Source organism: Dactylosporangium sp. McL0621 (assembly GCF_049995355.1).
GTDB lineage: Bacteria > Actinomycetota > Actinomycetes > Mycobacteriales > Micromonosporaceae > Dactylosporangium.
Window position 1 is genome coordinate 11,871,143 of sequence record NZ_CP188259.1, and the last position, 26,851, is coordinate 11,897,993.

Here is a 26,851-nt window from a genome sequence, read left to right on the forward strand (position 1 = left end):
GCTCACGGGACCATGGCCGACGTCTTCGGGGGGCGTATCCGCGACCTGGGCCGCCGTCATCCGGCGGTGCGGGACGCGGCGCCGGCGGTCGCCGTGCTGCTGTCCGGCGTCGTGGCCAACCCGGCCGGCGACGCCGGCGGCGACCGGCTCGCGCTGTGGTGGGCGGCCGGCGGTCTGCTCGCGGCCGCGGTCGCGCTGCGGACCCGCTGGCCGCTGTCGATGCTCACGGTGGGCACCTTCGCGGCGTCGGTACACCTGGGGCTGCTCCTGCCCCTCCTGCTCGTCGACCTCGGGGTGCCGGTCCTGCTCTACACGGTGGCCACCCGCTACGGCTGGGCGGTGTCCCTCGCCGTGCTGGGCGCGATGCTGCTGCTGTCGCTGAGCTCCAGCCGGTTCGCGGGCAGCGAGGGGGCCGTTTGGTCGGCGCCGCGTGCTGTCGGTGGGCGACGCCTGGCGGCCGCCACCGGGCCTCGTCGCGCTGCCGGCGCTGCTGGAGCAGGTGCGGGAGGCGGGCGTCGCGGTACAGCTGCAGATCGGCGGCGACCCGGTGCCGCTGCCGTCCACTGTGGACCTGTCGGCCTACCGGATCGTGCGTGCTGACCAAGCCGGCGCTGCGCGACCGGGTGCAGGCGGTCGTGTACGCGTACGAGACCGGGCTGGTGCGCCCGGGGTTCTGAGCTCAGCCGATGCGGTCGCGGAGCCAGGCGATCAGGGCCGGGTACTCGGCGAGGATCCGGTCGACGGTCGCGGTGTCGTCCGGCCGCAGCTGCTGCTGCTGGGTGAGACAGGCCGCCTGCCCGGCGAGCAGCCGGTCCGCCTCGGCGGCATTGCCGCTCACCACGGCGCGGTTGCGCAGCCGGGCGTAGCAGGCGACCGCCTCCTCGACGGCCTCGAGCGCGGCGTCGAAGCGCGCGCTGTCGCGCCGGCGGTACTCGAACGAACCGACCCCGCCGGCCACCGAGTAATCGGACATCGATCCCCCTCACCGTCCAAGCGTCGCGGTCACTGTACCGCTACGAACCGGCTGCGTGGGGTTACCGATCGAAGTTCGAAACGACCGACCTTTTCCGGCCCTGCTCAGCGAACCTGGCGCCGGGCATTGAAGACGCGGACAAGTCGCAGCAAGCGCGGCGCCGCGACCAGAACCGCCCCGGCGAGCAGCAGCAGGAGTGTGACCGAGGCAACACCGGCGACCACGACCGTGCTCACCGCGCCGGCCGGCTCGGCGCCGGGCGCGGACCCGGGCCGCGCGGCGGCCGCCGACCCGAAGGCGAGCGCGGAGCCCACCGCGGCGCCGCCGACGAGTGCTCGTGCCGTCCACCGGGGGAGCCTGTCGCCCTGCTGCGCCGCCATGCCGTACCGCCCTCGTCGCGCTCGCACCAACACCTGCGATAACGAAAGAAACCGGCAAACGGTTGCGCCGTGAACTCGTTTGCGGCCTCGCGCAGAGACAGAAGTGATGACCGAGCGAAATGTTTGTGCAGAGGACCGGGCGGGTCAGGCGCCGTAGGTCCACTGGTCGCGCTCGAGCAGGTGCAGCACGAGCGCGGCGATGTTCCAGGCGTCGTCGGCGCCGTTGTGGTGCCGGCCCTCCAGGGGCAGGCCGGCCGTCGCCAGGGCGCCGGCCATGCCCTGCTTCCGGGCGCCGTGCGCCTCGGCGAAGACGGCCTTCGCGTTGGTGTGGTTGGAGCCGAAGGGGTACCGCAGCGGCCCGGCGCACTGCCGCTCGAACTGCTTGCGGTCGTAGTCGCCCCAGCTCGCCCACGGCCGCGAGTCGCTGTGGTGCGCGGCGCGCAGCCGCGCACAGGCCTCGGCGAACGAGACCCCGTTCGCGGCCTCGGCGGGCGTGATGCCGGTCAGCTGCGTACAGAATGGACTGACGACCGACCGCGCGGGCCGCACCATGATCCGGTCCCGCCCGACCCGCTCCCGCGCGTCGAGGTCGACGACGCAGACGCCGATCTCGATGATCTCGTTGACCTGCCCGGCGGGCGGCTGGCCCGCCCAGCACGTCGCCTCGACATCGATCACGTTCAGCAGCCGTCCCATGCCCGTCGAGGGTAGGTTCCCGACCGCTCCCACGCCTCCGGATTACTGCGCGGCGGGCTCGATCAGGGACGCCGACAGCGCCGCGTCCTTCTCGGCGACCATCGCGCGCAGGGACTCCTGGAAGTCCCGGACCCGGGCCAGCAGCTCCGGGTCGGCGGCGGCGAGGATGCGCACCGCGAGCAGGCCGGCGTTGCGCGCGCCGCCGATCGACACGGTGGCGACCGGGATGCCGGCCGGCATCTGCACGATCGACATCAGTGAGTCGAGGCCGTCCAGATGCTTCAGCGGTACCGGCACGCCGATGACCGGCAGCGGCGTGGCCGACGCGACCATGCCGGGCAGGTGCGCGGCCCCGCCCGCCCCGGCGATGATGACCTTCAGGCCCCGGGCCACGGCCTCACCCGCGTAGTCGAGCATGAGGTGCGGGGTGCGGTGGGCCGAGACCACGCGGACCTCGTAGCCGATCCCGAACTCGCCGAGGGCCTCGGCGGCCAGCCGCATGACCGGCCAGTCCGAGTCGCTGCCCATGATGACGCCGACCTCGATCACTGGCGCGCTCAATGCTGGTACCCCTCTTCGAGAATGCGGGCGGCCCGCCGGGCGCGCCGGCGGCAGTCTTCCATGTCGTCGCCGAGCACCGTCACGTGCCCGATCTTGCGGCCGGGGCGGACCTGCTTGCCGTACAGGTGGACCTTGGCCCCCGGCTCCTCGGCGAACAGGTGGTGCAGCCGCTCGTCGACGGACATCCCGCCCGCCTCGCCGCCGAGCACGTTGGCCATGACCACGGCGGGCGCGGTGAGCCGCGTGTCGCCCATCGGGTAGTCGAGCACGGCCCGCAGGTGCTGCTCGAACTGCGACGTGCGGGCGCCCTCGATGGTCCAGTGGGCCGAGTTGTGCGGGCGCATCGCGAGCTCGTTGATGAGCAGCCGCCCGTCGGTCGTCTCGAACAGCTCCACGGCGAGCACGCCGACCACGCCGAGCCCGGTCGCGATGTCGATGGCCAGCCGCTGCGCGGTGATCGCGAGGTCCTCGTCCAGCCCGGGGGCCGGCGCGAGCACCTCGACGCAGATGCCGCCCTCCTGGACCGTCTCGACGACGGGGTACGCGGCGACCTGCCCGAGCGGCGAGCGCGCCACGACCGCGGCGAGCTCGCGCCGCAGCGGCACCAGCTCCTCGGCGATCACCTCGACGCCCGGCGGCACGTCGGCCATGGACTGCGCGACGAAGACGCCCCGCCCGTCGTAGCCGCCGGTCGCCGTCTTCACGATCACCGGCCACCCGACCTCGTCGCCGAACGCCTCGACGTCGCGGTCGGTCCAGCGCGGCATCGGGAACCCGAGCGCGCCGAGGTGCTCCCGCATGACGCGCTTGTTCTGGGCGTACCGCAGCGCGTCGGCCCCCGGCAGCAGCGTGAAGCCCTCGCTCACCAGCTGCCGGATCAGGTCGCCGGGCACGTGCTCGTGGTCGAACGTGACCACGTCGCACCCCTTGGCGAACTCGCGCAGCGCGTCGATGTCGTCGTGGCGCCCGATCCGCACGTCGGCGGCGACGAGCGCGGCCCCGTCGTCGGGCGAGACGGCGAGCACGCGCAACGACTGGCCGAGGGCGATCGCCGCCTGGTGGGTCATCCGGGCCAGCTGCCCCCCGCCCACCATGCCGACGACGGGAAGTCCGGTTCGGGTGTCCATAGGCTGGCCAGCCTATCGTTCCGCGTTGCGGGCCCACGCAGGGACGATATGTCGGGCGCTGGCGCGCCAGACATATCGGATTTATACCCCGCCAGGCGAAAAGTCGGATTCCAGGATCAATCGGGGTACGCCGCGTGCAACTGGTAGCACGTGATGGCGCACGAGCGGCGGCACTGCCGGCAACATTCCGGATATGTCCGACTTACCCGGACTGTCAGCGGCGCCGCCGCGTCGCGCGGTCAGACCGCCGGGCCCCGCTTGCGCAGCTCGTCCACCGACTCCATGGCGTCCCGCAGCTCGGTCAGCCACGTGTCCGCATGCTGCCCGACCAGCGCCACACACCACGCCAGCGCCTCGGAGCGCGACCGCGCCACCCCCGAGTCCACGAGCGTGTCGAGCACCTGGCGCTCGGCCTGGCGCAGGCGCGTCATCACCGGCGCCGAGTGCGTGGTGAACAGCTCCCGCACCTCGCCGACCTGCACGCCCCAGGCGACCTTGCGGCGGTATCGCCGCTCGAGCTGCTGGGCGATCCCGATCCGCTGGTCGCGGGTCGTCTCGCGGAAGCCCGCGATGCGACCCTGCTCGGCCGCGGCCCGGTCGGCGTCGCTCGCGTCGTCGGCCAGGGACGGCTCGCTGAGCCGCCCCACGATCAGGATCTCGTCGCGGTCGATTGTCACCTCGGCCGGCCCCTGGAACCAGCTCTCGGGCAGCGCCCCGCCGATCCAGGCGGTGGCGTCGTCGGCCGGTGGCGGCTCGCTGCGCGGCCCGCCACCCCGCCCCCAGGGGGCGTCTCCTCGTCGCATCATCATGCTTACACGATTACACCATTACACCGTTGCGCCAACGGAGCGAACTACGCCCGCAGCGGAATCGGCGGCTCAGGCGAGCTTGGCCACCAGGTCCTCCAGCGAAGTCACCGGCGCGTCGCACACGAAGCCGCGGCACACGTACGCCGTGGCCAGGCCCCCACGCAGTGGCCGCCCCTCCAGCAGCGGTACACCCGCCGCATCCGGCGACCCCGAGACCACCACCGCGCCGGGCGGGGCGTGCCACCACGCCGCGGTGACCAGCGGATCGGCCGGGTCCTCGGTGGCGATCGCGATCTCGAAGGGGCCCGAGTGCAGCGCCTCCCCCGCCGCGCACGCGTAGCCCGTGAAGCGCCCGTGCGTGGCGGCCACCACGGAGACGGTCGCGAGCGCCGCCTCGGCCGCCGCGCGGTACGTCGTGTCGGCGGTCAGGGCCGAGTACGTCACGAGCGCCGCCGCCACCGCGGACAGGCCCGCCGGGGTGGCGTTGTCCGTGATGTCGGCCGGGCGGGCCACCAGGGCCTCGGCATCGTCGGCGGTGTCGAAGAAGCCGCCGGACGCGGGGTCGCGGAAGTGTTCGAGCGCCACGTCCAGCAGCTGCCGGGCGAGGTCGAGCCAGCGGCCGTCGCCGGTGGCCTGGTGTACCGCGCAGAACGCCTCCGCCACCGCGCCGTAGTCCTCCAGGACGCCCGCCGGCTCGCCGACGACGCCGTCGCGGGACACGCGGCGCAGGCGGCCGCCGACCAGGTGGGTGCCGGCCAGGAACTCGGCGGTCTCGACGGCCAGCGCGATCGCGTCAGGGTCGTTGTACGCCTTGCCGAACTCGACCAGCCCGGTGATCGCGAGGCCGTTCCAGGCCGCGACCACCTTGCCGTCGCGGGCGGGCTGGGGCCGGGTCGCGCGCGCGGCCAGCAGGCGGGTGCGGATGTCGTGCCAGCGCTCGGCGTTCTCCGGGTCGTCGGGCCGCTGCAGCACCGACGCGCCGTGCTCGAACGTGCCCTCCGGCGTGACCTGCAGCAGGTACCGCGCCCACGCCCCGTCGATCTCGCCGAGCACCTCGTCGAGCTGGGCGGGCGTCCAGACGTAGGTCAGGCCCTCCTCGCCGTCCGCGTCGGCGTCCAGCGCGGAGATGAAGCCGTGCCCGTCGTGCAGCTCCTGCGCCAGGAACGCGACGATCTCGTGGGCGACCCGGCGCCCGGTCCCGCTGCCGGCGATGCGGTCGAGGTGCGTGTACACCCGCAGCAGCAGCGCGTTGTCGTAGAGCATCTTCTCGAAGTGCGGCACGGTCCAGGTGCCGTCCACGGCGTAGCGCGCGAACCCGCCGGCGAGCTGGTCGTACATGCCGCCGCGGGCCATCCGCTCGCAGGTGTGGCGGACCGCGGCCAGCACGGCGTCGTCCCGTGTGCGCACGTAGTGCCGCAGCAGGAACAGCAGCGCCATGTGCGGCGGGAACTTGGGCGCGCCGCCGAAGCCGCCGTGCTGCTCGTCGTACGACTCCATGAGCGTCGCGGCCGCGGCTCGCAGTACCGCATCGTCCATGGGGTTCGACGGCGGACGCTCGGCGACCTTGCGAACGGCGTCGACCACGGCGGCGCTCTGCTGCAGCACGCCGTCGCGCTGGTCGCGCCAGGCGCCCGCGACGGCCTGGACGAGGCGCACGAACGCGTCGCGCGGGAAGTAGGTGCCGCAGTAGAAGGGCTCCCCGCCGGGCGTGGCGAACACCGTCATCGGCCAGCCGCCCTGGCCGGTCATCGCCTGGGTGGCGGTCATGTACACCGCGTCGACGTCGGGCCGCTCCTCCCGGTCGACCTTGATCGGCACGGTGAGCTCGTTGACGATCTCCGCGACGCCCTCGTGCTCGAACGACTCGTGGGCCATCACGTGACACCAGTGGCAGGCCGCGTACCCGACCGAGATCAGCACCGGCACGTCGCGCCGGCGCGCCTCGGCGAACGCCTCCGGCGACCACTGCCACCAGTCGACCGGGTTGTCCTTGTGCTGCTGCAGGTAGGGCGAGGTCGCCCCGGCGAGACGGTTGGCCATGTGGGTCAGGCTACCCAGGCCGGTTGAGTACATGTACCGATCCGCCGGGCACCCGCGCGCGGCCACCCTCGACGGTATGAGAAACCGCTACGTGGACCTGCTGCGCGTCGTCTCGCTCGGCGTCGTCATCGCCGGGCACTGGCTCATGGTGATCGTCGAGCCGACCGCGACCGGCGTGCGCGCGACGAACACGCTCGCGGTGCTGCCCGGGCTGCAGCCGGTGACCTGGCTGCTGCAGGTGATGCCGGTGTTCTTCCTCGTCGGCGGGTTCTCGCACGCGACCGCCATCGCGTCGGTGCGCCGGCGCGGCGGCGGCTACGCGGACTTCGTACGCTCCCGGGCCGGGCGCCTGCTGCGGCCCACGGCCGTGTTCGTCGGCCTGTGGCTCGCGGTCGCGCTGGCGGTGGAGGCCGCCGGCCACGACCAGGGGCTGTTGCGCCTGGCGATGCGGACCGTCGCGCAGCCGTTGTGGTTCCTGGGGGTGTACCTCGGGATCGTCGCCCTGGCCCCGCCGCTGCACCGGCTGCACCGCGCGCTCGGGCGCCGCGCGTGGCTGGTGCCGGCCGGCCTCGGGGCGGCCGCGGCGCTGGTCGACGTGCTGCGGTTCGCGTTCGAGGTCCCGATGGTGGCGTACCTCAACGTCGCCTTCGTCTGGCTCGCGGTACACCAGCTGGGGTATCTCTACGCCGACGCCCGGCTGGGCCGCCGGGCCGCCGGGCTCCTGGCCGGCCTCGGGCTCGCCGCCACCGTGGCGCTGACAACCGCGGGCCCCTACCCGGTCTCCATGGTCGGCCTGCCCGGCGCCCCCGTGTCGAACATGTCGCCGCCGACCCTCGCGCTGCTCACCCACGCGGCCTGGCTGGTCGGCCTGGCCCTGCTGCTGCGCGCCCCGGCCGCCCGGTGGCTGGAGCGCCCGCGGGTGTGGGCCGCCGTGATCCGCGCCAACGGCGCCGCGATGACCGCGTTCCTGTGGCACCTCACGGTCCTCTTCGCCGTGCTCGGCGGCCTCCTCGCGCTCGGCGTCGCCGGCCCGCCGGTCGGCTCGGCCGCGTGGTGGGGGCTGCGTCCACTGTGGATCGCCGCGCTGGCCCTCCTGACCCTGGCGGTGGTTTCGGTACTGCGCTGGGCCGACCGGCCGCGCCGGGCCTCGATCGGCGGGCCCGGGCGCCCCGGCACGGTGGCCGCGATCGGCGGGGCGGTCCTGTGCACCCTCGGCGTGCTCGGCCTGTCGGCGGTGGGCTTCGGCGGCATCCTCGCCGGCCGCACCGCGATGCTGGTCGTCGTGCCGGTGACCCCCGCGTCCGCGGCGACCGCCGTGGCCGTCGGCGGGCTGCTGCTCTGGCTCAGCCGCGGCCCCGGCGTCAGGTATGGACAGGAGGGCCGGATCGTGCCACAGTTCTAGAACAGTCAGCTGTTCTAGAACTGTGGAGGCTTACCATGGCGGAGCTGCTCATCCGTCCGCGCCGGGAGGTCCAGCGCGGGCCGCTCATGGGCGACCCGGGCGCGCTCGGACGCTTCGGGGAGTACGGCGGGCGGTACGTGCCCGAGTCGCTCATCGGCGCGTGCCGCGAGGTCGAGGACGCGTTCCGGGAGGCGTGGGCCGACCCGGCGTTCCGCGGGCAGCTCGACCGCCTGCTGACCACGTACGCGGGCCGCCCGACGCCCCTCACGCCGGCGCTGCGGCTCTCGGCCGAGCTCGGGGTGACGGTACTGCTCAAGCGCGAGGACCTGACGCACACCGGCTCGCACAAGATCAACAACGTGCTCGGGCAGGCGCTGCTGGCGAAGCGGATGGGGCGCACGCACCTCATCGCCGAGACCGGCGCCGGCCAGCACGGCGTGGCCACGGCGACGGCGGCGGCGCTGTTCGGCCTATCGGCGACCGTGTACATGGGCGCGAAGGACATCGAGCGGCAGGAGCTCAACGTCTTCCGGATGCGCATGCTGGGCGCCGAGGTCGTGCCGGTGCACACGGGCGCCCGGACGCTCAAGGACGCGACGAGCGAGGCGATGCGGGCCTGGGTGGGCGCAGTCGCGACGGCGCACTACTGCATGGGCTCGGTGCTGGGCCCGGCGCCGTACCCGTGGATGGTCCGCGAGTTCCAGCGCGTCATCGGCGACGAGGCCCGCCGCCAGTGCGCGACCGAGCTGCGCGCGGCCGTGCCCGACTACGTCGTCGCCTGCGTCGGCGGCGGCTCGAACGCGGCCGGCACCTTCGCCGGCTTCGTCGACACCCCGGCCCGCCTGATCGGCGTCGAGGCCGACGGCGGCGCGGGCGCGACCCGGGGCCGGCTGGGCGTGCTGCACGGCGTGCGCTCCCTGTTCCTGCAGGACGACGACGGCCAGGTGACCGAGGCGCACTCCGTCGCGGCCGGCCTGGACTACCCGGGCATCGGCCCCGAGCACGTGCACCTGCGCGATCTCGGCCGGGCGCGGTACGTCACCGTCACCGACGACGAGGTCGTCGCGGCCGCGCACCACCTCGCCCGCTCGGAGGGCATCATCGCGGCCCTGGAGTCGGCCCACGCCCTGGCCTGGGTCATGCGCGGCGGCCTGCCGGCGGGCTCGACGGTGCTCGTGACCCTGTCGGGCCGCGGCGACAAGGACCTGGCCACCCTGCGGGAGTCGCTGTGAAGCTGCTGATGCCGTACATCACCGCGGGCGTGACGGCGGACTGGACCGCCTACCTGCCCGCCTTCGCCGCCGCGGGCGCCTCCTACCTCGAGGTGGGGCTGCCGTTCTCCGACCCGACCCTCGACGGCGCGACGATCCAGGAGGCGACCTCGGTGGCGCTGTCCCGCGGCGCGACGCTGGACCGCATCCTGGCCGACCTGGCCGCCGCTGCGCCGCCGGTACCGGTGGTCGCCTCCACGTACGCCAACCTCGTGATCCGCTCGGGCGCCGCGGAGTTCTGCGGCCGCCTCCGCGCGGCCGGGGTCACCGCCCTGATCGTGCCCGACCTGCCCCTGGAGGAGTGCGAGGAGGTGGCCCGCCACATCGACCTGGTCCTGCTCGCGTCCCCGGCGACCCCCGACGCGCGCCTGGCGGAGATCGGCCGGCGCAGCCGCCACTTCGTCTACGGCGTCACCGTGATGGGCACGACCGGCGAACGCGCCGAGCTGGCGGCGACCGCCGCCGGCCTGGCCGCGCGCCTCAAGGCGAGGACGTCCCGGCCGGTGCTGCTGGGCTTCGGCATCTCGACCCCGGCCCAGGCCGCGGAGGCGGCGGCCCTCGCCGACGGCGTGGTGGTGGGCGCGGCGGTCATGCGCCGGGTCCTGGACGGCGCGACCCCGGACGAGGCGGGCGCGTACGTCCGGTCCCTGAGGGCGGCGATATCGTCGACCTGACCGCCATGCAGAGTGAGGACGATCGGTTGCCAAGAGACGGCGAGCCCCGCTACCGAGCCATCGCCGCCGACCTGGCCGCGAAGATCCACAGCGGCTTCTACGCTCCCGGCTCCGCCCTACCGGCCCAGCGCGACCTCAGCACGTCCTACGGCGTGACCCTGATGACCCTCCGCCAGGCCCTGCGCCAGCTGAGCGACGAGGGCCTGATCGTCCAGCAGCCGGGCCGGGGCACGTTCGTGTCCCCCCTGGCCTACCGCCTGGGCTCGCTGCGGAGCCTGACCGACGACCTGCTCGACCAGGGCTTCGAGGTGCACACCACGGTGGTGGCGGTGGCGCTGCTGGAGTCCCCGGCACTGGGTCCCGACGCCCTGCGCCTGGAGCGGGTCCGCCGGTTCGCCGGCCGCCCGTCGATCCACCAGGTCTCGTGGGTGCCGGCCCCGTGGTCCGCGGCGTTGCTGGCGCTGGACTTCACCACGACCGCGCTCTACACGGCCCTGTCGTCGATCGAGGTCTCCGTGGCCCGGGCCACGGAGACCATCAGCCCGGGCGTGCTGGACCCCGCGTCGGCGGCGCTGCTGTCGGCCCCGGCGAACACTCCGGTCTTCGTCAGCGAGCGGCGGACGTACACAGTGGACGGTCGCCTGGCCGTCGCCGACCGGGCGGTGATCCTGGGCTCGGCCATGGAGATCCGGGCCGAGCGCGCCGCCACGGCCCTGTCCATGACCTGGTCGGGTACCCCCGCCTGACGCTGTTCAGACGTGCCCGCGCAACGACTCGTCGTAGGTCACGTCCGGGTCCCCGCCGAGCACCCCCTTGGCCGCCCGCTGGAACGCGGTGGCCTGGCTGCGCCGCCGCAGCTGCACCGCGACCTCCCGGCACCCGCCGCCCCCGTCGAGCCGGGCGACGGCCCCGGCGGGCAGCAGCGCCACGGCGTCGGGCTGCCCGGCCGGCCGGGCCACGACCCCGACCACGCTCCCGGCCACGCCCCGGCCGCCCCGCGTGACGGTGACCCGGTCGCCCAGCTTCAGCCCGCGCCCGTCCACGGCGAGCAGCTCGGCGTCGCTCTGCACCGCCCGCCCGCGCACGAACGCGGCCCGCTGCAGCCCGGCGCTGTGCACCGCCGTCAGCACCGTCACCTGGTCGAGCTGCAGCCGCCCGCTCGCGATCCCGACGTCGTACAGCGTGTCGTCGCACTCGACGGCCTCCGCCTCCGGCAGCGCGGCGAGCCGCTCGACCTGCTGCGGCGTGAACCGCCCGACGAGCCGCACGTCGGCCCCGCCCGGCAGATCGGCGAACCGCTCGCTCCCCCCGAAGTGATCGAGCACGACAAACGCCCCCATGGCGGCCACGGCGAATCCCGCCGCCCCGGCCATCCCCCGCCTGCTCACATCGAGTGACGCTAGGACAACTGACCCCGAACGCCGAGCATCTGCCCGGTGTGTCAGCCCGCCGTCCCTTCCTCCGGCGGCGGGTTCACCGAGGTTCGATCGAGGTACGTCAGCACCGCCACCACCCGCCGATCGTGCTGACGCGCGCCGGGCGGCAGCCCCAGCTTGGCGAACAGCACGTTTATCTGGTTGCTGACCGACTTCTCGGTGATCCCGAGCCCCTCGGCGATCGCCGCGTTCGACATCCCCTGCGCCATGAGCCGCAGCACGTCCAGCTCCCGCGGCGTGAACCCCTGCGGCTCGTCCCGGACCTCGAGCAGCTGCCCGACCACCTCCGGGTCCATCACGGTCCCGCCGGCCGCCACCTGCCGCAGCGCCTCGACGAACTGCCGTACCTCCCCGACCCGGTCCTTGAGCAGGTACCCGACCCCGCCCGCGGGGCCGGACAGCAACTCCCGCGCGTAGAGCCGCTCGACGTACTGCGAGAGCACCAGCACCGGCAGCCCCGGCACCGCCCGCCGGGCCGCGACGGCCGCCCGCAGCCCCTCGTCCGTGAACGTCGGCGGCATCCGCACGTCCACGACGGCGATGTCGGGCCGCACCTCGACGAGCCGCTCGGCCAGGCCCTCGCCGGAGGCGACGGTCGCGACCACCTCGAACCCGTACGCCGTCAGCATCCGGCTCATCCCGTCGCGCAGCAGCATCTGGTCCTCGGCGATCAGGACCCGCACGGGAGCTCCATGTCCAGCACCGTCGGCCCGCCGGGCGGGCTCACGACGCTCAGGCTCCCGTCGAACGCCGACAGCCGCCGCCGGATGCCCAGCAGCCCGGTCCCGCGCTCGGGCTCGGCGCCGCCCCGCCCGTCGTCCGACACGGTCATCGCCAGCCGCCGGCCCCGGTCCTCCACGCTGATCCGGACCCGCCGGGCCCCGCTGTGCCGGATCGCGTTGACCAGCGACTCCGCGATCGCGAAGTACGCCGCCGCCTCGACCGGCGGTTTCAGCCGCCGCTCGAGCCGGATGTCGAGGTCCACCGGGAGCCGGCTGCCGAGCACGAGCGCCTGGATCGCCCCGTTCAGCCCGCGGTCGGACAGCACCGGCGGATGGATGCCGCGGACGAGGCTGCGCAGCTCGGTCAGCGCCGCCCCGGCGTCGGCCCGCGCCTCGGCCAGCATCGCCTTCGCGCCGGCGGGGTTGTCGTCGATGACGTCCTCCGCGACCCCGAGGCTCATCGCGACCGAGATGAGCCGCGCCTGGGCGCCGTCGTGCAGGTCGCGCTCGATGCGCCGCAGCTCGGCCGCCGAAGCGTCGGCGATGTCCGTCCGGGCGGCGGTGACCCGGCGCAGCCGGGCGTCGAGGACGTCCCGCGTGCGCGGCCCGAGCAGCCGGGCCCCCAGCCGCCGCTGGAGCGCCACCAGCCACCGGGCGACCAGGGGCGTCAGCAGCGCCGAAGCGACGCCCAGCGGTACCAGCAGCCACACCCCCGGCGCCGACCGCCCGGTCAGCTCCAGCACGACCGGGTCGAAGCCGGCCGGCCGGGGCAGCAGGGCGAGCAGCAGCGGCGCCGCGATGCACTGGAGCGCCTGCAGCCACAGGGCCACGACCACCACGAGCGAGCCGATCCCGAGCGGGAGCTGGACCAGCAGCCACGCGAAGTCGCGCCACGTCTGCGGGTCCGCGGCGACCACGCCCAGCCGGGCGAAGGCGCGCCCCACCGGGCCGGCCGCGGCCGCCGCCCGGTCCGGCCCGGTCCGATAGGGCGGCAGCGGCTCCCGGTCCAGGTCGCGGGCCAGGCGGCGCCGCTGGACCCCCGCCACGCGCCGCGACGTCCAGGCCACGCCCGCGAACAGCGCGAGCCCGAGCCCTCCGACGAGGCTCGCCGGCCCCGCGATCACGAGCAGCACGAGCAGCGGCAGCGCCGCCGCGCCGAGCAGCGCGCCGATCCCGATCGAGCCGATGTCACCGATGTGCGCCCTGATGCGACGTCTCATGTCCGCTCCCCCCGGTCAAGCATCGAAGGTAGGCGGCACGCCGGACATCCGACAGGGTGCCTGCACCTCGATCCGATTCAGGTGCAGGCACCCTGGGCCGCGCACCCTGCGCCGACCAAGCTCGACGGCGACCCGAAACGAGGAGGGACGTCGATGCGACGAGTATGGCGAGTGCCGGCGGTTCTGGCGGCGGCCGCGGCGGTTCTGGCCCCGGCCGGCCCGTCCCACGCCGAGGCGGCCGGCCTGACCAGTACCGAGGTCACGTTCACCGGCAACGGCGGGGTGGTGCTGCACGGCACCGTGCTCGCCGGGCCGGGCGCGACCGGGCGCCGCCCCGGCCTGGTGATGCTGGAGGGCGCGGGCAACCGGGGCCGCGACTACCTGCGCCCCGACGCGGAGGCCTACGCCCGCCGTGGCGTCGTGACCCTGATCTACGACAAGCGCACGGCCGGGTACTCGTTGCTGCACCGCGACTACTCCGTCCTCGCGGACGACGCCCTGGCCGGGCTGATGCTCCTGCGCGCCCGGCCGGACGTCGATCCGGCGCGGCTGGGGTTCTGGGCACTGTCGGAGGGGGCGTTCGCCGCACCCATCGCCGCGAGTCGCTCCGAGGACGTCAAGTTCCTGATCACGGTGGGCGCCGTCGGTACCACGCCGGCCGCCGAGACCGCGTGGGAGTACGACGAGTACCTGCGCCACGCCGGGGTCACCGGCGCCGTGTCACGCGGGCTTCGCGAGGCCGTGCTCCCGGCCGCGGTCGACGCGGGGCTGTTCGCCGAGTCCGGCTTCGACCCGGCGCCGCTCTGGCGCCGGGTGCGCCAGCCGGTGCTGGCCGAGTGGGGCGAGCTCGACCGCGACAGCGTGCCGGCCGAGAGCATGCGGATCATGCGGGACGCGCTGGATGCGGGCGGCAACACGCGTTACAAGCTCCGGGTAGTGCCCGGCGTGAACCACAACCTGCACGTCACCGCCGCGGGGGGCTTCGACCGGCGGCCGACCCTGCCGGGCGACGCGGCCGAGGTCGAGGTGGCCTGGATGCGGTCGGCCGCGATCGTCGACGCGGGAGCGACCGGCCCGGCACTGCCGGCCGAGGGCGGCACCCCGGCGTCGGACTCGTCGGCCGCGGCGGTCGGCCCGGCGCCGTGGTACCACCGGACCTGGCCGTTCCTCGTCACGACGCTGCTGCTCCTGGCCGGGTTCCTCGCCGCACCGCTGCGCCGGCGGGGCGGGCGCACCCGGGCGGTGTGGCTCACTCGCTGGCTGGCCGCGGCCGGTCCGGCGGTGGTGGTGGGCACGCTGGCGTACCTCATGTTCCTGCTCGCCACCGCGGGCAAGGTGACCGGCCCGCTGGTCCTCGGGCGCCCCGTGCCGTGGCTGGCGCTGGAGCTGCTCACCGTCGCCACCACGGCGGCGGGGATCGCCGCGGCGGTCTCGTGGTGGCGGTCCGGCCGCGGCCGGCGGGACCGGGTGCGGCTCGGGCTGTCCGTCGGCGCCGCGCTGCTGCTCCTGCCCTGGGTCGCGTCCTGGGGTCTGCTCGCGCCGTGACCACGGACGGATGCCCCCGCTCGCCGCGGCCGGCGGGCGGGGGCATCCGTCCGGTGTTCAGGCCGTCCAGTGCGGATCGCGGCCGAGGTAGCGCAGGAGGGCGGCCGTGTCGTCGTCGGCGGGATCGGCGGGCACGACCGCGGCGTACGCACCCCAGGCGCGCAGCGGCTCCACGAGCTCCCGCGCGACCTTGAGCAGGTCGCGGGCCAGGGCGTTGCCGAGCGGGGAGGCCTGGCCGGTGGCCAGCGCGATGTCCCAGGCGTGCACGGCGGCGTCGAGCGCGCAGGCGCCCGCGCCGAGCCAGCCGGGGAGCTTGCCCTGCGGGAGCGGGCTGGCGACCTCGGTGGCGTCCTGCGGGATGGTCGACCACGTCGCGGCGGAGGCCCGCATGGCCTCTTCGGCGAAGGCCGCCAGGCCGCTTCCGGGCTCAACGGCGGCCGAGGTGTGGTCGGACAGGTGACCCGTCGGGGCGAAGGGGTCGAAGGCCGGCCAGCCGGTGCCGGTGATCGCGGCGGCGTAGCCGAGCTGGTCGCCGGCCGCGTGCTGGAGGACCTGGGCGACGTTCCACTTGGCGCACGGGGTCGGGCGGGTCCAGTCGGCCGGCCGGATGCCGGCGACGACGGTGCGCAGCGCGCGGTGGGCCTCGTCCAGCACGGTCCAGGTGCTCGTCAGCTGCTCGTTCATGGTTGCCGCTCCCATCGGGGTCGCCGTCTTGCGATGTCACCACTCTATCAGAACGGAACGCTCCATTCCAATAGGAGGGCGCAAGAGTCTTCGGGCGGTGGTGCGGTCGGTTCAGCCGGCGCCTTCGGCCCTCAGGTGGCGGCGCTGCACCTGCCGGCGCTCGCGCAGGACGGACTGCAGGCCCTCGGGCGACAGCGGCGGGTAGAACAGGAAGCCCTGGGCCGACGTGCAGCCCAGCTCGGTCAGGCGGGCCCGCTGCTCCGGGTGCTCCACGCCCTCGGCCACGACCCGCAGGCCCATGCGGCGGGCGAGGTCCACCGTGGTCTGCACGATCGCGCCGGCCTTCGGCGAGTCGAGCATCTGGGCCACGAACTCGCGGTCGATCTTGACCTCCTGGACCGGGACCCGGGTCAGGAGCGTGAAGGCGGAGTAGCCGGTGCCGAAGTCGTCCACCGCGAGCTGTACGCCCAGGCGCCGGATGCGCGACAGCACGTCGTCGATCACCGGCGAGCTGGAGAGCATGACGGTCTCGGTGATCTCGAGGATCAGGAGCTCGGCGGGGAGGCGGTAGCGGCCCAGGAGCTCCTTGATCGTCTCGGGGAGCTGGCGCTCGGCGAGGCTGCGGGCCGAGATGTTGACCGCCACCGGCACGGCCAGGCCCGACCGGCGCCAGCCCGCGGCCAGGAAGATGGCCCGCTCCAGGACCCAGTGGGTCAGGGGGCCGATGAGCTCGCTGGCCTCGACGGCCGGCAGGAACTGGGCGGGCATCAGGCGGCCGCGGCGCGGGTGGCGCCAGCGGATCAGGGCCTCGACGCTGGTGACCGGGGCGGCACCGCCGGGGACCGAGGCCGGGGTCAGGGCGATGGCCGGCTGGAGGTCCAGGGTCAGCTGCTCGTCGCCCGCGCCGGTGTTCAGGGCCTCGCGCAGTTCGGCCAGCAGGGCCAGGCGGTCGGTGCTGGCGTCGTCGCGGGCCGGGTCGTACCAGGCGACCGGCTGGCCGCCGTTCTTGGCCTGATACATCGCGATGTCGGCGCGCCGCAGGAGCTCGGTGAGGTCGGCCGAGCCCGCCGGGGCCACCACCACGCCGATGGACGTCTCCTTGGACAGCACCACGCCGTCGATCTCCATGGGCGCCGCGATCTCGCCGCCCAGCCGGCGGGCCCGCTCCACGGCCGCGGCCAGGGCCAGGTCGTCGGCGCCGGCGGCCAGGTCGGTGATGAGGATCGCGAACTCGTCGCCGCCCAGGCGGGCGTGCAGGTCGGCGGGGGCGCTCTCCGGGCCGGGGGCCGAGGAGGCGCCGTTGGGGCTCGGATGCGCGGCGGTGAAGAAGAAGTCGCCCGAGCGCGGGCGCGGGATGAGCGGGGCGGCCGGGTCGGCGGTGGCGAGCAGGGCCTGGACCCGGCGCGCGATCACCTTCAGGACCTCGTCGCCCGCGGTGTGGCCCAGCGCGTTGTTGACCTCTTTGAAGTCGTTCACGTCCAGCAGGAGCAGGGCCACCGGGGCGCCCGGGGACTTCGCGGAGAGCTGCACGTTGCCCCGGGCCAGCAGCGCCGCCCGGTTCAGCAGGCCCGTCAGCGGGTCGCGCACGGCGTCGTAGGTGGTGCGCTCGCTCATGACCCGCAGCTCGCCGTGGGTGATCGCGTCGTGCAGGGCCGCGGCCAGGGCGTCGCCGAAGGTCGCGAGCATCAGGCGGTCCCGTGCGCGCTGCGGCTCGGCCCCCGCGAGCTGCAGCTCGCCCACCGGCACGGAGCCGACGGTCAGGGCGCGGCTGGTGTACGGGCCCGGGGGCAGCTCGCCGTGGGAGCGGCCGCCCGACAGGACGATCCGGGCCGCCGGCACGTGGAAGAGGCGGACGGCACCGGCGATGCCGGCCCGCGCCGCGTCCCGCTCGTTCAGGCGGTTCAGGTCGCGGGCCACCTCGGCGAACTCGGCCCACGTCCGGCGCTCGTCGTCCTCGCCGATGCGGTTCGCGTAGAACTGGTGCATCAGCCAGAGGACGGGGGGCAGCAGGAGCAGCAGGAAGCCGCTCGTGGCGCAGGCCCAGACGATCACCAGGCCCACCGTCACGTTGCCGACGAGCATCAGCGGCGTGCTGGTCACCATCGACGACACGGTGTCCCGCAGGTCGCCGCCGGCGGCCACGATGCGCAGGACGACCAGGGCGAACGTGGCCACGAAGTACACCGCGGCGGCGGCGCACAGAGCGACCACGAAGCGCGGCGGCAGGCCCTCGCGCTCGGGGCCGCTGCCCCACACGAGCACCATCACGACCGTGGCCAGGACGGCGCCCACCGTGAGGGCGGCCACGCCGTAGATGCTCTCGCGCACCGGGCGGGCCCGGCTCGCGCGGGCGTCGACCATGTGCAGGGCGGCGTGGGCGGCCGCGAAGCCGAGGAGGCCGACGATCGGGACGACCTCGGGCGGAAGGCTGGCGAGCAGGACGACGATCGCGGCCTCGCCCCAGGCGAGCCGGGCCAGGCCGCCGCCGGCCCGCACGCGCAGGCGGGCGAGCTGCGAGACCATCGCCACGGCGCCGCCGGTGAGCAGCGCCACGGGCACCGCGGGTACCGCCGGCAGCCCCTGAACATTGAACCGGTTCAGCGCCGCGGCGACCGTGCCCTCGGGCAGGCGCCGCGCGGCCACCAGCGCGGCGGCGACGCCCAGCCCGGCGGCGATGACCATGATGGTGACGAGGCGGGTCGGCAGGGATCGTTGGGCGCGCGCCAAGGCGATCACCGGTGCCCCCTTCCCTGCCCCACAGGGATGCGCGCAGAGCGTGATGGAACGCGCACCTCGTGAAGGCTAAGCCACGCAGGATTGGGGCAACAGTGGCCAGCGATGCGTTTCTAACTCAGATGAAGGGCGATGACTACTCAGACGGTGGGGCCGGGTCGTCGCGGTCCTCCGGCTTCGGCGCATCGGGATCGGGGAACTCGGCCGGCAGGCGGCGGATCCGCGCGGTCATGTTGCGGATCAGGAACACCGTCGCGATGCCCAGGAGCACGATGATGAGCAGCCCCATGGGGCCGGCCAGGCCCCCGGAGCGGGTGTCGCCGAAGTTGTTCTCGGCCAGAACGTCCAACACGCCCATAACCTCAGCCTACGCCGGTGAAGAGATCGTCTTCCGGCGTGGTGGTCTCGACGAAGGACTTGACCAGCTCGAAGTCCTCGGTGGGCCAGATCTTCTGCTGGATCGGCATCGGCACCGCGAACCAGAAGCCGTCCGGGTCGACCTGGGTGGCGTGGGCGCGCAGGGCGTCGTCGCGGACCTCGAAGAACTCGCCGCACGGGACCTTGGTGGTGACGCGCTGGTCGGGGTCGGGCCAGTCCTGCCCGTCGCGGCGCTCCTCCCACTCCTTCAGCCACTCCGTGTAGGGCGACTCCCCCGTCGCCTCCAGCATGGCCTCGTGCAGCAGCGTCATGCGCTTCCGCGACCAGCCCATGTTGTAGTACAGCTTCAGCGGCTGCCACGGCTCGCCGGCGTCCGGGTAGCGCTCCGGGTCGTTGGCCGCGTCGAAGGCGACCATGCTGACCTTGTGCGTCATGACGTGGTCGGGGTGCGGGTAGCCGCCGCGCTCGTCGTAGGTCGTGATGACGTGCGGCTTGAAGCTGCGGATCAGCTTGACCAGTGGCTCCGCGCCGACCTCGGGGTCGACGAGCCCGAAGCAGCCCTCCGGCAGCGGCGGCAGCGGGTCGCCCTCGGGGAAGCCCGAGTCGACGAAGCCGAGCCACGCCTGCCGCACGCCGAGGATCTCGCGGGCCCGGTCCATCTCGGCGCGGCGGATCTCGGCGATGTTCTCCCAGATCTCGGGCCGGTCGAGCTTGGGGTTGAGCACGCTGCCGCGCTCGCCGCCGGTACACGTGACGACCAGGACGTCGACGCCGTCGGCGGAGTACTTCGCCATGGCGGCCGCGCCCTTGCTCGACTCGTCGTCGGGATGTGCGTGCACCGCCATCAACCGCAACTGCTCGGTCACGAGCTTCCCCTCCATAGAGACCCACCGCGGGGCGCTGGAACGTAACGACCCTATTGTTGTCGGTACCTCCGACAAAAAACGACGAGGACGCACTCCCGTGAACGCTGCCGAAGAGACGCACGCCACAGCCAAGTACCCGCCCGGCCGCTACGGCCGCCGCCGGGAGCCGCAACCGCGGCGCACCTGGCTGGTGTTCGTGCTGGCCGCGGTCGTCGCCGTGGCCGGCCTCGCGGTCGCCTGGCAGTTGTACCGGCAGTACGGCCCGCAGGACTACGAACCGCAGGTCCAGCGCTTCTACAACGTCACCGACGACGGCATCACCGTCGACTTCGTGGTGCGCAAGGACGCGGACCAGCGGGCCACCTGCAGCGTCCGGGCCCGCTCGGCCAGCGGCGAGGAGGTCGGCCTGGCCCAGGTCGACGTGCCCGACGGGGCCGAGGCGTTCGTCACATACCGGCTCGCCACGAGCGACCGGCCCGTCACGGTGGAGGTGCCCGCCTGCGGCCCGTTCAAGGGGCAGACGACGGGGAAGTGACGGCTCGGGAAATTCAAGTGGCCGCGGTGATGCGAGTCACTGGTACTTTGGTGGTTTGACCCGAGCGTGCCCGAAGGAGATCTTCAGTGTCGACCACCGACGGCAACCAGGCCACCACCTGGCTGTCGCAGGACGCCTTTGACCGGCTGCAGGCCGAGCTCGACGAGCTCATCGCCAACCGCCCGGCCATAGCCGCCGAGATCAACGCACGCCGTGAAGAGGGCGACCTGCGCGAGAACGGCGGCTACCACGCCGCCCGCGAGGAGCAGGGCAAGGCCGAGGGCCGCATCCTGTACCTCAAGGAGTTCCTCCGCAAGGCGGTCGTGGGTGACGCGCCCACCTCGGACGCGGTGGCGCCCGGCACCGTCGTCACCATCCAGTTCGACGACGACGAGGATGACACGGAGCAGTTCCTGCTCGGCTCGCGTGAGATCGCCGCGACCACCGACCTGACCGTGTACAGCCCCGAGTCCGCCCTGGGCAAGGCGATTCTCGGCGCGAAGCAGGGCGACACCGTCACCTACACCGCGCCCAACGGCGCGGCGATCAAGGTGAAGATCATCGCGTTCGAGCCCTTCGCCGGCTGACCGACGACCCTGCCGACCGCTCCGGTCGTGGCCGTTCGACGCGCCGCGACCGGGGCGCAGGCATGCCCACTCACCCGAACGTCACCGTGTAGCCCGCCGAGCGCAGCGCGGTGACCAGCCGGTCCGAGTGCTCGGACCCGCGCGTCTCGACCGACAGCGCCAGCTCGACCTCCCCCAGCTGCAGCCGCGGGTCCTGCCGCCGGTGGGCCACGTCGACGACGTTGGCCCCCTGCTCCGCGATGTACGTCAGCAGCTTCGCCAGGTGCCCGGGCCGGTCTCCGCAGCGCACGGTGAAGGTGAGGTACCGCCCGGCCGCCGCCAGCCCGTGCTCGATCACCCGCACCATGAGCATCGGGTCGATGTTGCCGCCGGAGAGCACCGCTACGGCCGGCGTCTCGACCGGCACGACGCCCGCGAGCAGGGCCGCGACGCCCACGCTCCCGGCCGGCTCGACCACCATCTTCCCGCGCTCCAGCAGCATGAGCAGCGCCCGGGAGATGTCCTCCTCGGTGACCGTCACGACCTCGTCCACGAGCTTGGCCACGTGCTCGAAGGTGATGTCACCGGGCCGGCCGACCGCGATGCCGTCGGCGATCGTCCCGAAGTTCTCCAGCCGCACCGGCCGGCCCGCGCGCAGCGAGCGCGGGAACGCGGCGGCCTCCGCGGCCTGCACGCCGATCACCCGCACGTCGGGGCGCAGCGCCTTGATCGCCACGGCCAGGCCGGAGACCAGCCCGCCGCCCCCCATCCCGGTGATCACGGTCTTGACCTCGGGCACCTGCTCGAGGATCTCCAGGGCGACGGTCCCCTGCCCGGCGATGACGTCGGGGTGATCGAAGGGGTGGATGAACACGGCGCCGGTGCGCTCCGCGAACTCCTGGGCCGCGACCAGCGCCTCGTCGACGGTGCTGCCGGCGAACTCGACCGCCGCGCCGTAGCCCTTGGTCGCGGCGATCTTCGGCAGCGGGGCGCCGAACGGCATGTAGACGGTGCTGTCGATGCCCAGCAGGCTCGCGGCCAGCGCGACGCCCTGCGCGTGGTTGCCAGCGCTGGCGGCCACGACGCCGCGGCCGCGCTCGTCGGCGGAGAGGCGGGCCAGGCGCACGTAGGCGCCGCGCACCTTGAACGAGCCGGCGCGCTGCAGGTTCTCGCACTTGAGCCATGTCGGGCCGCCGAGCTTGGCGGTCAGTGGCCGGCAGGGCTCCACCGGGGTCAGGCGGGTCACGCCGGCCAGGAGTTGCCGCGCCGCTTCGATCTCGGCCAGGGTTACGAGATCTGAGGAGACGGTCATGCCCTGATGGTGCCATCAACGGCCTCGGACGCCACGGCCGAGTCTCGGGCCCGCAGGCGGGCCACCCGCCCGTACTGCGCGCTGGTGATGTGCGCGATCAGCAGGAGGGCGAACGCGGCGGCGAGCACGAACAGCGCGGCCGCCGGCAGGTACAGCACCAGCTCCCGGCCGAACAGGTGCGCGGCGAGCGCGTCGTCGACCGGTTGCCCGGCCCGCGCCTGCGCGCGCACGCCGCCCATCTCGGCCGCGGTCTCCCGCCCGGCCAGCGACGCCACCGGCAGCGTCGCCGCCCCGGCCAGGAGCGTGCCCCGGAACGCCCAGGTGAAGACCGTCATGCGCCGGCGCACCTCGGGGGCGCGCCCGACGCTGTCGACGACCCGGCGGGAGCGCACCCCGAAGGCGACCAGGTTGGCGCGGGCCCGGACGAGCCAGCCCGCCCAGGCGGCGGCGGCGCCCAGGCAGCAACCGGCCAGCAGCACCCAGCCGCCGGCCCGCAGGGTGATCGCGAGCGCCGCGGACTCGCGACCGGGGTGATGCAGCGCGTGCAGATCCGCCAGGGGCAGGAACGCGATCCCCAGGTTGACCAGCGCGGCCGCCGCGACGAGGAGCATCGCGGCGCTCGCGTGCCCCGAGATCGCCCTGATCATCGGCGCCGCGCCGCCTCGCGGGGCCAGCCGGGCGCGTGCCGGCGCCAGGGCGCGGCCTGCTCCAGCTGGCCGGCGAGGGCGAGCAGCAGCAGCTCCGAGCCGGGCGGGCCGACCAGCTGGACCGCGGCCGGCAGCCCGTCGGCGCGGACCCCGACCGGGATCACGAGGCCGGGGAAGCCGGCGAAGTTCCACGGCGCCGCATAGGGCGCGTAGCGGGTGTTGACCAGCATGTTCGCGGCCCAGGAGCGCGCCGACCAGCGGACCGCGGCCGGGGGTGCGCAGGCGAGGGCCGGGGTCACGAGCACGTCGAAGCCGCCGTCGGCGAACCAGGTGCGGCAGCGCTCGCGCCACGCCGCGCGGTCCGCGTCGCGCACGAGGCCCTGCCGCAGCGCCCGCTCGCCGAGGGCGACGTGCCGGCGGGTCCGCGGCTGCAGCGCGGCCCGGTCGAGCTCGGCGGCGTCGGCGCTCGCCCCGGCGAACCAGGTGGCGAGGACGCGGGCGGCGAGGGCGGGCGGATACGTCGGGTCGGCCTTGACGGCGCCGTGGCCGTGGGTGAGCAGGAGGCGTACCGCATCGCTGACGCCCTTCTTCGCCCCGGCGTCGGGGAACACGCCGGCGACCGGGCTGCGCAGGGACACCGCGACCCGCAGCGGGCCCGGCTCGGTGAGCGCGCGCGGGGTGCGGCCGGCCAGCACCGCGAAGCCCAGGTGCGCGTCGGCGACGGTGGTGGCCAGGATGCCGTTCTCGGCCAGCCCGAACCAGTCGTTGGCCCCGATCCCGGCCGGCACCGCGCCCGATCCGGGCTTGAGCCCGACGATGCCGCAGCAGGCGGCCGGGATGCGGATCGAGCCGAGCCCGTCGTTGCCGTGCGCGATCGGCACCAGGCCGGCCGCGACGGCCGCGGCCGCGCCGCCCGACGAGCCGCCGGGGGTGCGGTCGGTCCGCCACGGGTTGCGGGTCACGGTGCCCGCGTCGTCGGTGGTGGCCCAGATGGCCAGCTCCGGCATCCGGGTCACGCCGACGACGACCGCGCCGGCCCCGCGCAGCCGCCGGACGACCTCGTGGTCGCGCTCGGCCACGGGGCCGCGCGCGGCGGACGAGCCGTTCCACGTCGGCAGCCCCGCGACCGGGAGGTTCTCCTTGACCGCGACCGGCACCCCGGCCAGGGCCAGGTTGGCCAGGTCCGGCTGGTCGTCGACGATCTCCGCCTCGGCGATCGCCGCACCCCCGCGCACCTCGCGGAACGCGCCGATGATCCGGTCGTAGGCCCGGATCGAGTCCAGATGATCGGCGACGACGGCGGTCGCGGAGGTGTCGCCGCGGCGCACCGCGCGGGCGATCTCCCTGGCCGTGGCCCCTACCCAGGTGGTTGCGCGGTCCAGCATCGAAACACCTCTCCGTACCCCGTCGGCGCCGCGGCCGTCGCCGAAGGCTCCGCGCAGCGGTGCGGTCAAGTGTGTCAACGAGCGAGCGCGTACTCCAGATCGGCCAGAAGATCGTCGATCGTCTCGATTCCGACAGACAACCGGACGAGGTCCCCCGGTACCTCCAGCGGACTGCCGGCCGCGCTCGCGTGGGTCATGCGCCCGGGGTGCTCGATCAGCGACTCGACGCCGCCGAGCGACTCGCCCAGCACGAACAGGCGCGCGCGGTTGCAGATCTCGACGGCGTGCTCCTCGCTCTGCGCGCGGAAGCTCACCATGCCGCCGAAGCGCCGCATCTGCTTGGCCGCCGTCTCGTGGCCGGGGTGGTCGGGCAGGCCCGGGTACAACACCTGGGAGACGGCCTGGTTGCGCGAGAGGAACTCGACGACCTTCTCGGCGTTGTCGCAGTGCCGGTCCATCCGCACGCCGAGCGTCTTGATGCCGCGCAGCGTCAGCCAGGCGTCGAACGGGCCGTTGATCGCGCCCATCGCGTTCTGGTGGAACGCCAGCTCGCCCATGAGCTGCTCGTCGGTGCCGATGAGCGCGCCGCCGACGACGTCGGAGTGCCCGCCGAGGTACTTCGTGGTCGAGTGCACGACCACGTCGGCACCCAGGTGCAGGGGCTGCTGCAGGTACGGCGAGGCGAACGTGTTGTCGACCACGAGCAGCGCCCCGCGGTCGTGGGCGACCTGGGCCAGCGCCGCGATGTCGGCGATGCCGAGCAGCGGGTTGGTCGGCGTCTCCACCCACACGATCTTCGTGCGGTCGGTCATCGCGGCGCGGACCGACTCGACACTGTGGATCGAGGCGGCGGTCCAGGTCAGGCCCCAGCGCTCGGCGACCTTCGAGAAGAGCCGGAAGGTGCCGCCGTAGGCGTCGTCCGGGATGATCACGTGGTCGCCGGGCCGGCACGCCGTGCGCAGCAGCGTGTCCTCGGCGGCGAGGCCCGACGCGAAGGTCAGGGCCCGGCGTCCGCCCTCGAGCGCGGCCAGGCACTCCTGCAGCGAGTCGCGCGTCGGGTTGGTGGTGCGGCTGTACTCGTATCCGAGCCGCGGGCGGCCGACGGCGTCCTGGGCGTACGTGCTCGTCTGGAAGATCGGGAGCACGACCGCGCCGGTGACGGGGTCTGGTTCCTGGCCCGCGTGGATGGCGAGCGTCTCGAAGCCGTGGGTCATGGGCTCCAACCTAGCGGCGACTAGGCTGGCGCTCGTGTCGGACTGCCTGTTCTGCTCGATCGCGTCGGGCGCCGCGCCCGGCTTCCTGGTGGCGTCCACGGACACCGCCGCCGCGTTCCTCGACGTCCGCCCGGTGTTCAAGGGCCACGTGCTCGTGGTACCGAAGACGCACGTGGTCACGCTGACCGATCTCGACCCGGCGGACATTCCGGATTACTTCGGCTTCGTCCGGCAGATCGCGGCGGCCGTCGAGACCGGGCTGTCCGCGGGCGGCACCTTCGTCGCCATCAACAACCGCGTGTCCCAGAGCGTCGCCCACCTGCACACCCACGTCGTACCGCGGACCAAGGGCGACGGCCTCAAGGGCTTCTTCTGGCCGCGGACGAAATACGCGTCGGACGACGAGGCGTTGTCCTTCGCGGAGAAGGTCTCCGCCGTAATGGGCTCATAAGGCCTCGCGGCGATTTCTGCGGCAAACTTGAGTCCGAGAGCCTCAAGTTAAGGAGCGAATCGTGTTCCTGCGGTACACCAAGCAGCTTGACCTGCCGACCGCCGAGTCGGCCATCCCCGGGCGCGACACCGAGATGCCGGTCGCCGCGAAGCACACCGTCCTCGGCACCCCGCTGCGCGGCCCGTGGGCCGCCGGGCTGGAGGTCGCCTACTTCGGCATGGGCTGCTTCTGGGGCGCCGAGCGCATCTTCTGGGAGATTCCCGGGGTGTACTCCACCGCGGTGGGCTACCAGGGCGGATTCACCGCGAACCCGACCTACGAGGAGACCTGCTCCGGCCGCACCGGGCACACCGAGGCCGTGCAGGTGGTCTACGACCCGGCCAAGGTGTCGTACGAGACGCTGCTGAAGGCGTTCTGGGAGAACCACGACCCGAGCCAGGGCATGCGCCAGGGCAACGACGTCGGCACCCAGTACCGCTCGGCGATCTACACCACCACGCCGGCCCAGGCGGCCACGGCGGAGGCGTCGCGCCAGGCGTTCGCGCCGGTCGTGCGCCAGGCGGGCCACGGCGAGATCACGACCGAGATCGCGCCGGCGGGGGCGTTCTACTACGCGGAGGACTACCACCAGCAGTACCTGTCCGACGCCAAGAACCCGGGCGGGTACTGCAACCACGGCCCGAACGGCATGACCTGCCCGATCGGCGTCGGCACCCTGCCGTCCTGATCCCTCGACACCAGGTCAGGTGTCGGCCCGCACGTGCTGAATGCTGATGACCTCGTTCCCGTCGTGCGGCGTGACCATGTACCAGATGGTTACGCCGTCGGCGGGCAAGTGCAGCTCATCGAGAAGGTGGAAGATCGCACGCTGGACTGTCCATCGCAGTTGCTGGGGAAGTGCCTCATACCTGTTGCCACGCTTGCTCAGGAAAGCGAAGTTGCCGGTCAGGCACGAATTCCCCACGCCTCGGCGAGCTGCCCACGCGTGAACACCCGCGCCTCGTCGGCGGGTCCGGCACCGCGGTCCGCCTGCATGGCGGTCAGCGCGACCTCACGCGCGGCCTCGCGCCGCAGACGCCTCGGCTCTGCCTGCATGGCGTCGAGCTCGGCCCGGCGAAGGCGGCCCAGCGCGGTCGACCTTCGCCCCCCGTCGGCACCTCCGCCCGCCTGACCTTCCACGGACGGGCGACCACCCCCACTGGAGCGGCGCGGTCCGGGTGTAGC

At 73.9% G+C, this 26,851-nt stretch carries 28 protein-coding genes and 2 pseudogenes; 11 read left to right on the forward strand and 19 right to left on the reverse strand.

Features of this window, described 5'->3' with window-relative positions:
• The first annotated feature begins 12 nt into the window (after positions 1-12).
• Together ACPPVO_RS56260 and ACPPVO_RS56265 are read left to right on the forward strand one after the other, a co-directional pair.
• A complete protein-coding gene (locus ACPPVO_RS56260; protein ID WP_426507891.1) occupies positions 13-600 on the forward strand; it encodes a DUF7134 domain-containing protein in 588 nt (195 codons plus the stop codon).
• A pseudogene (locus ACPPVO_RS56265) lies at positions 594-677 on the forward strand (DNA-binding response regulator); the annotation flags it as partial. The gene ACPPVO_RS56260 and the pseudogene ACPPVO_RS56265, both read left to right, overlap by 7 nt.
• A gap of 2 nt (positions 678-679) precedes the next feature.
• Here ACPPVO_RS56265 and ACPPVO_RS56270 read toward each other — a convergent pair.
• The 7 genes from ACPPVO_RS56270 to ACPPVO_RS56300 form a co-directional block, all read right to left on the reverse strand.
• Entirely contained in the window at positions 680-973 is a 294-nt protein-coding gene (locus ACPPVO_RS56270) for a hypothetical protein (protein WP_426507893.1), read from the reverse strand.
• Positions 974-1,077: 104 nt separating this feature from the next.
• Positions 1,078-1,353 carry a hypothetical protein gene (locus tag ACPPVO_RS56275; protein WP_426507895.1) on the reverse strand — a complete coding sequence of 92 codons (276 nt, stop codon included), beginning with the start codon at positions 1,351-1,353 and terminating at the stop codon, positions 1,078-1,080.
• Between the two features lie 144 nt (positions 1,354-1,497).
• Positions 1,498-2,049, reverse strand: a complete 552-nt coding sequence (locus tag ACPPVO_RS56280; protein ID WP_426507897.1) for an exonuclease domain-containing protein — start codon at positions 2,047-2,049, stop codon at positions 1,498-1,500.
• A gap of 42 nt (positions 2,050-2,091) precedes the next feature.
• On the reverse strand, positions 2,092-2,577 hold the full coding sequence (purE, locus tag ACPPVO_RS56285; RefSeq protein ID WP_426514888.1) for a 5-(carboxyamino)imidazole ribonucleotide mutase: 486 nt from the start codon (positions 2,575-2,577) through the stop codon (positions 2,092-2,094).
• A 29-nt stretch (positions 2,578-2,606) separates the two neighbouring features.
• Positions 2,607-3,737, reverse strand: a complete 1,131-nt coding sequence (locus ACPPVO_RS56290) for a 5-(carboxyamino)imidazole ribonucleotide synthase (protein ID WP_426507899.1) — start codon at positions 3,735-3,737, stop codon at positions 2,607-2,609.
• Between the two features lie 239 nt (positions 3,738-3,976).
• Positions 3,977-4,546 (reverse strand): hypothetical protein, encoded by a 570-nt coding sequence (locus ACPPVO_RS56295; protein WP_360374367.1) that lies wholly within the window; start codon positions 4,544-4,546, stop codon positions 3,977-3,979.
• Positions 4,547-4,615: 69 nt separating this feature from the next.
• Positions 4,616-6,586 (reverse strand): thioredoxin domain-containing protein, encoded by a 1,971-nt coding sequence (locus ACPPVO_RS56300; RefSeq protein ID WP_426507901.1) that lies wholly within the window; start codon positions 6,584-6,586, stop codon positions 4,616-4,618.
• Positions 6,587-6,662: 76 nt separating this feature from the next.
• Between ACPPVO_RS56300 and ACPPVO_RS56305 the strand changes: the two genes are divergently transcribed.
• Genes ACPPVO_RS56305 through ACPPVO_RS56320 form a run of 4 tightly spaced genes read left to right on the forward strand, consistent with a single transcriptional unit; the run spans position 6,663 to position 10,679 of the window.
• Complete coding sequence (locus ACPPVO_RS56305) at positions 6,663-7,988, forward strand: acyltransferase family protein (protein ID WP_426507903.1); 1,326 nt, start codon at positions 6,663-6,665, stop codon at positions 7,986-7,988.
• Positions 7,989-8,023: 35 nt separating this feature from the next.
• Positions 8,024-9,220 (forward strand): tryptophan synthase subunit beta, encoded by a 1,197-nt coding sequence (gene trpB / locus ACPPVO_RS56310; protein ID WP_426507905.1) that lies wholly within the window; start codon positions 8,024-8,026, stop codon positions 9,218-9,220.
• The gene (gene trpA, locus ACPPVO_RS56315) at positions 9,217-9,933 is read left to right on the forward strand and encodes a tryptophan synthase subunit alpha (protein ID WP_426507906.1); all 717 of its coding nucleotides are present in this window, start codon (positions 9,217-9,219) and stop codon (positions 9,931-9,933) included. The genes trpB and trpA overlap by 4 nt, the downstream gene beginning before the upstream one ends.
• 5 nt (positions 9,934-9,938) lie before the next feature.
• Positions 9,939-10,679 (forward strand): GntR family transcriptional regulator, encoded by a 741-nt coding sequence (locus tag ACPPVO_RS56320; protein WP_426507908.1) that lies wholly within the window; start codon positions 9,939-9,941, stop codon positions 10,677-10,679.
• A gap of 6 nt (positions 10,680-10,685) precedes the next feature.
• Here the strand turns inward: ACPPVO_RS56320 and ACPPVO_RS56325 are convergent, their stop codons facing one another.
• Genes ACPPVO_RS56325 through ACPPVO_RS56335 form a run of 3 tightly spaced genes read right to left on the reverse strand, consistent with a single transcriptional unit; the run spans position 10,686 to position 13,311 of the window.
• Positions 10,686-11,321: a hypothetical protein gene (locus tag ACPPVO_RS56325; RefSeq protein ID WP_426507910.1), complete on the reverse strand. Its 636-nt coding sequence runs from the start codon at positions 11,319-11,321 to the stop codon at positions 10,686-10,688.
• Positions 11,322-11,374: 53 nt separating this feature from the next.
• Complete coding sequence (locus tag ACPPVO_RS56330) at positions 11,375-12,052, reverse strand: response regulator transcription factor (RefSeq protein WP_426507912.1); 678 nt, start codon at positions 12,050-12,052, stop codon at positions 11,375-11,377.
• A complete protein-coding gene (locus tag ACPPVO_RS56335; RefSeq protein WP_426507914.1) occupies positions 12,040-13,311 on the reverse strand; it encodes a sensor histidine kinase in 1,272 nt (423 codons plus the stop codon). The genes ACPPVO_RS56330 and ACPPVO_RS56335 overlap by 13 nt, the downstream gene beginning before the upstream one ends.
• Positions 13,312-13,482: 171 nt before the next feature.
• Between ACPPVO_RS56335 and ACPPVO_RS56340 the strand changes: the two genes are divergently transcribed.
• The gene (locus tag ACPPVO_RS56340) at positions 13,483-14,856 is read left to right on the forward strand and encodes an alpha/beta hydrolase family protein (protein WP_426507916.1); all 1,374 of its coding nucleotides are present in this window, start codon (positions 13,483-13,485) and stop codon (positions 14,854-14,856) included.
• Between the two features lie 57 nt (positions 14,857-14,913).
• On the opposite strand, the gene ACPPVO_RS56345 is transcribed toward ACPPVO_RS56340, so the two are convergent.
• From ACPPVO_RS56345 to mca, 4 genes and pseudogenes are all read right to left on the reverse strand, one after another.
• Positions 14,914-15,540, reverse strand: a complete 627-nt coding sequence (locus tag ACPPVO_RS56345) for a TIGR03086 family metal-binding protein (protein ID WP_426507918.1) — start codon at positions 15,538-15,540, stop codon at positions 14,914-14,916.
• Between the two features lie 111 nt (positions 15,541-15,651).
• Positions 15,652-18,276 (reverse strand): putative bifunctional diguanylate cyclase/phosphodiesterase, encoded by a 2,625-nt coding sequence (locus tag ACPPVO_RS56350; RefSeq protein ID WP_426507920.1) that lies wholly within the window; start codon positions 18,274-18,276, stop codon positions 15,652-15,654.
• Positions 18,277-18,430: 154 nt separating this feature from the next.
• Positions 18,431-18,631 (reverse strand): annotated as a pseudogene (locus tag ACPPVO_RS56355) (hypothetical protein); the annotation flags it as partial.
• A gap of 4 nt (positions 18,632-18,635) precedes the next feature.
• Positions 18,636-19,517, reverse strand: coding sequence for a mycothiol conjugate amidase Mca (gene mca / locus ACPPVO_RS56360; RefSeq protein WP_426514889.1), 882 nt, complete (start codon positions 19,515-19,517; stop codon positions 18,636-18,638).
• A gap of 97 nt (positions 19,518-19,614) precedes the next feature.
• Here mca and ACPPVO_RS56365 point away from each other — a divergent pair, with 97 nt between their 5' ends.
• Positions 19,615-20,052, forward strand: a complete 438-nt coding sequence (locus tag ACPPVO_RS56365) for a DUF4307 domain-containing protein (protein WP_426507922.1) — start codon at positions 19,615-19,617, stop codon at positions 20,050-20,052.
• Positions 20,053-20,138: 86 nt separating this feature from the next.
• Positions 20,139-20,639, forward strand: coding sequence for a transcription elongation factor GreA (gene greA, locus ACPPVO_RS56370; RefSeq protein ID WP_426507924.1), 501 nt, complete (start codon positions 20,139-20,141; stop codon positions 20,637-20,639).
• 70 nt (positions 20,640-20,709) lie between these two features.
• On the opposite strand, the gene ilvA is transcribed toward greA, so the two are convergent.
• The 4 genes from ilvA to ACPPVO_RS56390 all read right to left on the reverse strand — a co-directional run bounded on the left by ilvA (position 20,710) and on the right by ACPPVO_RS56390 (position 25,176).
• A complete protein-coding gene (gene ilvA / locus ACPPVO_RS56375) occupies positions 20,710-21,930 on the reverse strand; it encodes a threonine ammonia-lyase (protein ID WP_426507926.1) in 1,221 nt (406 codons plus the stop codon).
• Positions 21,927-22,577 carry a hypothetical protein gene (locus ACPPVO_RS56380; protein WP_426507928.1) on the reverse strand — a complete coding sequence of 217 codons (651 nt, stop codon included), beginning with the start codon at positions 22,575-22,577 and terminating at the stop codon, positions 21,927-21,929. Before ACPPVO_RS56380 ends, ilvA begins: the two co-directional genes overlap by 4 nt.
• Entirely contained in the window at positions 22,574-23,962 is a 1,389-nt protein-coding gene (locus tag ACPPVO_RS56385; protein WP_426507929.1) for an amidase, read from the reverse strand. The genes ACPPVO_RS56380 and ACPPVO_RS56385 overlap by 4 nt, the downstream gene beginning before the upstream one ends.
• Before the next feature lie 74 nt (positions 23,963-24,036).
• The gene (locus ACPPVO_RS56390) at positions 24,037-25,176 is read right to left on the reverse strand and encodes a cystathionine gamma-synthase (protein WP_426507931.1); all 1,140 of its coding nucleotides are present in this window, start codon (positions 25,174-25,176) and stop codon (positions 24,037-24,039) included.
• Positions 25,177-25,210: 34 nt separating this feature from the next.
• On the opposite strand from ACPPVO_RS56390, the gene ACPPVO_RS56395 reads away from it, so the two are divergent.
• Positions 25,211-25,627, forward strand: coding sequence for an HIT family protein (locus tag ACPPVO_RS56395; RefSeq protein ID WP_426507933.1), 417 nt, complete (start codon positions 25,211-25,213; stop codon positions 25,625-25,627).
• 61 nt (positions 25,628-25,688) lie between these two features.
• Complete coding sequence (msrA, locus tag ACPPVO_RS56400; protein WP_426507935.1) at positions 25,689-26,354, forward strand: peptide-methionine (S)-S-oxide reductase MsrA; 666 nt, start codon at positions 25,689-25,691, stop codon at positions 26,352-26,354.
• 218 nt (positions 26,355-26,572) lie between these two features.
• Here the strand turns inward: msrA and ACPPVO_RS56405 are convergent, their stop codons facing one another.
• Positions 26,573-26,722, reverse strand: coding sequence for a hypothetical protein (locus ACPPVO_RS56405; protein WP_426507937.1), 150 nt, complete (start codon positions 26,720-26,722; stop codon positions 26,573-26,575).
• Positions 26,723-26,851 lie beyond the last annotated feature (129 nt).

Bases quoted from the DNA above. Each gene is read 5' to 3' on its own strand.
- ACPPVO_RS56320 (WP_426507908.1), top strand. From the start codon at position 9,939: ATGCAGAGTGAGGACGATCGGTTGCCAAGAGACGGCGAGCCCCGCTAC.
- purE (WP_426514888.1), bottom strand. From the start codon at position 2,577: ATGGGCAGCGACTCGGACTGGCCGGTCATGCGGCTGGCCGCCGAGGCC.
- ACPPVO_RS56270 (WP_426507893.1), bottom strand. From the start codon at position 973: ATGTCCGATTACTCGGTGGCCGGCGGGGTCGGTTCGTTCGAGTACCGC.
- ilvA (WP_426507926.1), bottom strand. From the start codon at position 21,930: ATGACCGTCTCCTCAGATCTCGTAACCCTGGCCGAGATCGAAGCGGCG.
- ACPPVO_RS56335 (WP_426507914.1), bottom strand. From the start codon at position 13,311: ATGAGACGTCGCATCAGGGCGCACATCGGTGACATCGGCTCGATCGGG.
- ACPPVO_RS56290 (WP_426507899.1), bottom strand. From the start codon at position 3,737: ATGGACACCCGAACCGGACTTCCCGTCGTCGGCATGGTGGGCGGGGGG.
- ACPPVO_RS56280 (WP_426507897.1), bottom strand. From the start codon at position 2,049: ATGGGACGGCTGCTGAACGTGATCGATGTCGAGGCGACGTGCTGGGCG.
- ACPPVO_RS56385 (WP_426507929.1), bottom strand. From the start codon at position 23,962: ATGCTGGACCGCGCAACCACCTGGGTAGGGGCCACGGCCAGGGAGATC.
- ACPPVO_RS56275 (WP_426507895.1), bottom strand. From the start codon at position 1,353: ATGGCGGCGCAGCAGGGCGACAGGCTCCCCCGGTGGACGGCACGAGCA.
- ACPPVO_RS56380 (WP_426507928.1), bottom strand. From the start codon at position 22,577: ATGATCAGGGCGATCTCGGGGCACGCGAGCGCCGCGATGCTCCTCGTC.
- ACPPVO_RS56300 (WP_426507901.1), bottom strand. From the start codon at position 6,586: ATGGCCAACCGTCTCGCCGGGGCGACCTCGCCCTACCTGCAGCAGCAC.
- ACPPVO_RS56260 (WP_426507891.1), top strand. From the start codon at position 13: ATGGCCGACGTCTTCGGGGGGCGTATCCGCGACCTGGGCCGCCGTCAT.
- ACPPVO_RS56345 (WP_426507918.1), bottom strand. From the start codon at position 15,540: ATGAACGAGCAGCTGACGAGCACCTGGACCGTGCTGGACGAGGCCCAC.
- ACPPVO_RS56405 (WP_426507937.1), bottom strand. From the start codon at position 26,722: ATGCAGGCAGAGCCGAGGCGTCTGCGGCGCGAGGCCGCGCGTGAGGTC.
- ACPPVO_RS56305 (WP_426507903.1), top strand. From the start codon at position 6,663: ATGAGAAACCGCTACGTGGACCTGCTGCGCGTCGTCTCGCTCGGCGTC.
- ACPPVO_RS56295 (WP_360374367.1), bottom strand. From the start codon at position 4,546: ATGATGATGCGACGAGGAGACGCCCCCTGGGGGCGGGGTGGCGGGCCG.
- ACPPVO_RS56390 (WP_426507931.1), bottom strand. From the start codon at position 25,176: ATGACCCACGGCTTCGAGACGCTCGCCATCCACGCGGGCCAGGAACCA.
- trpB (WP_426507905.1), top strand. From the start codon at position 8,024: ATGGCGGAGCTGCTCATCCGTCCGCGCCGGGAGGTCCAGCGCGGGCCG.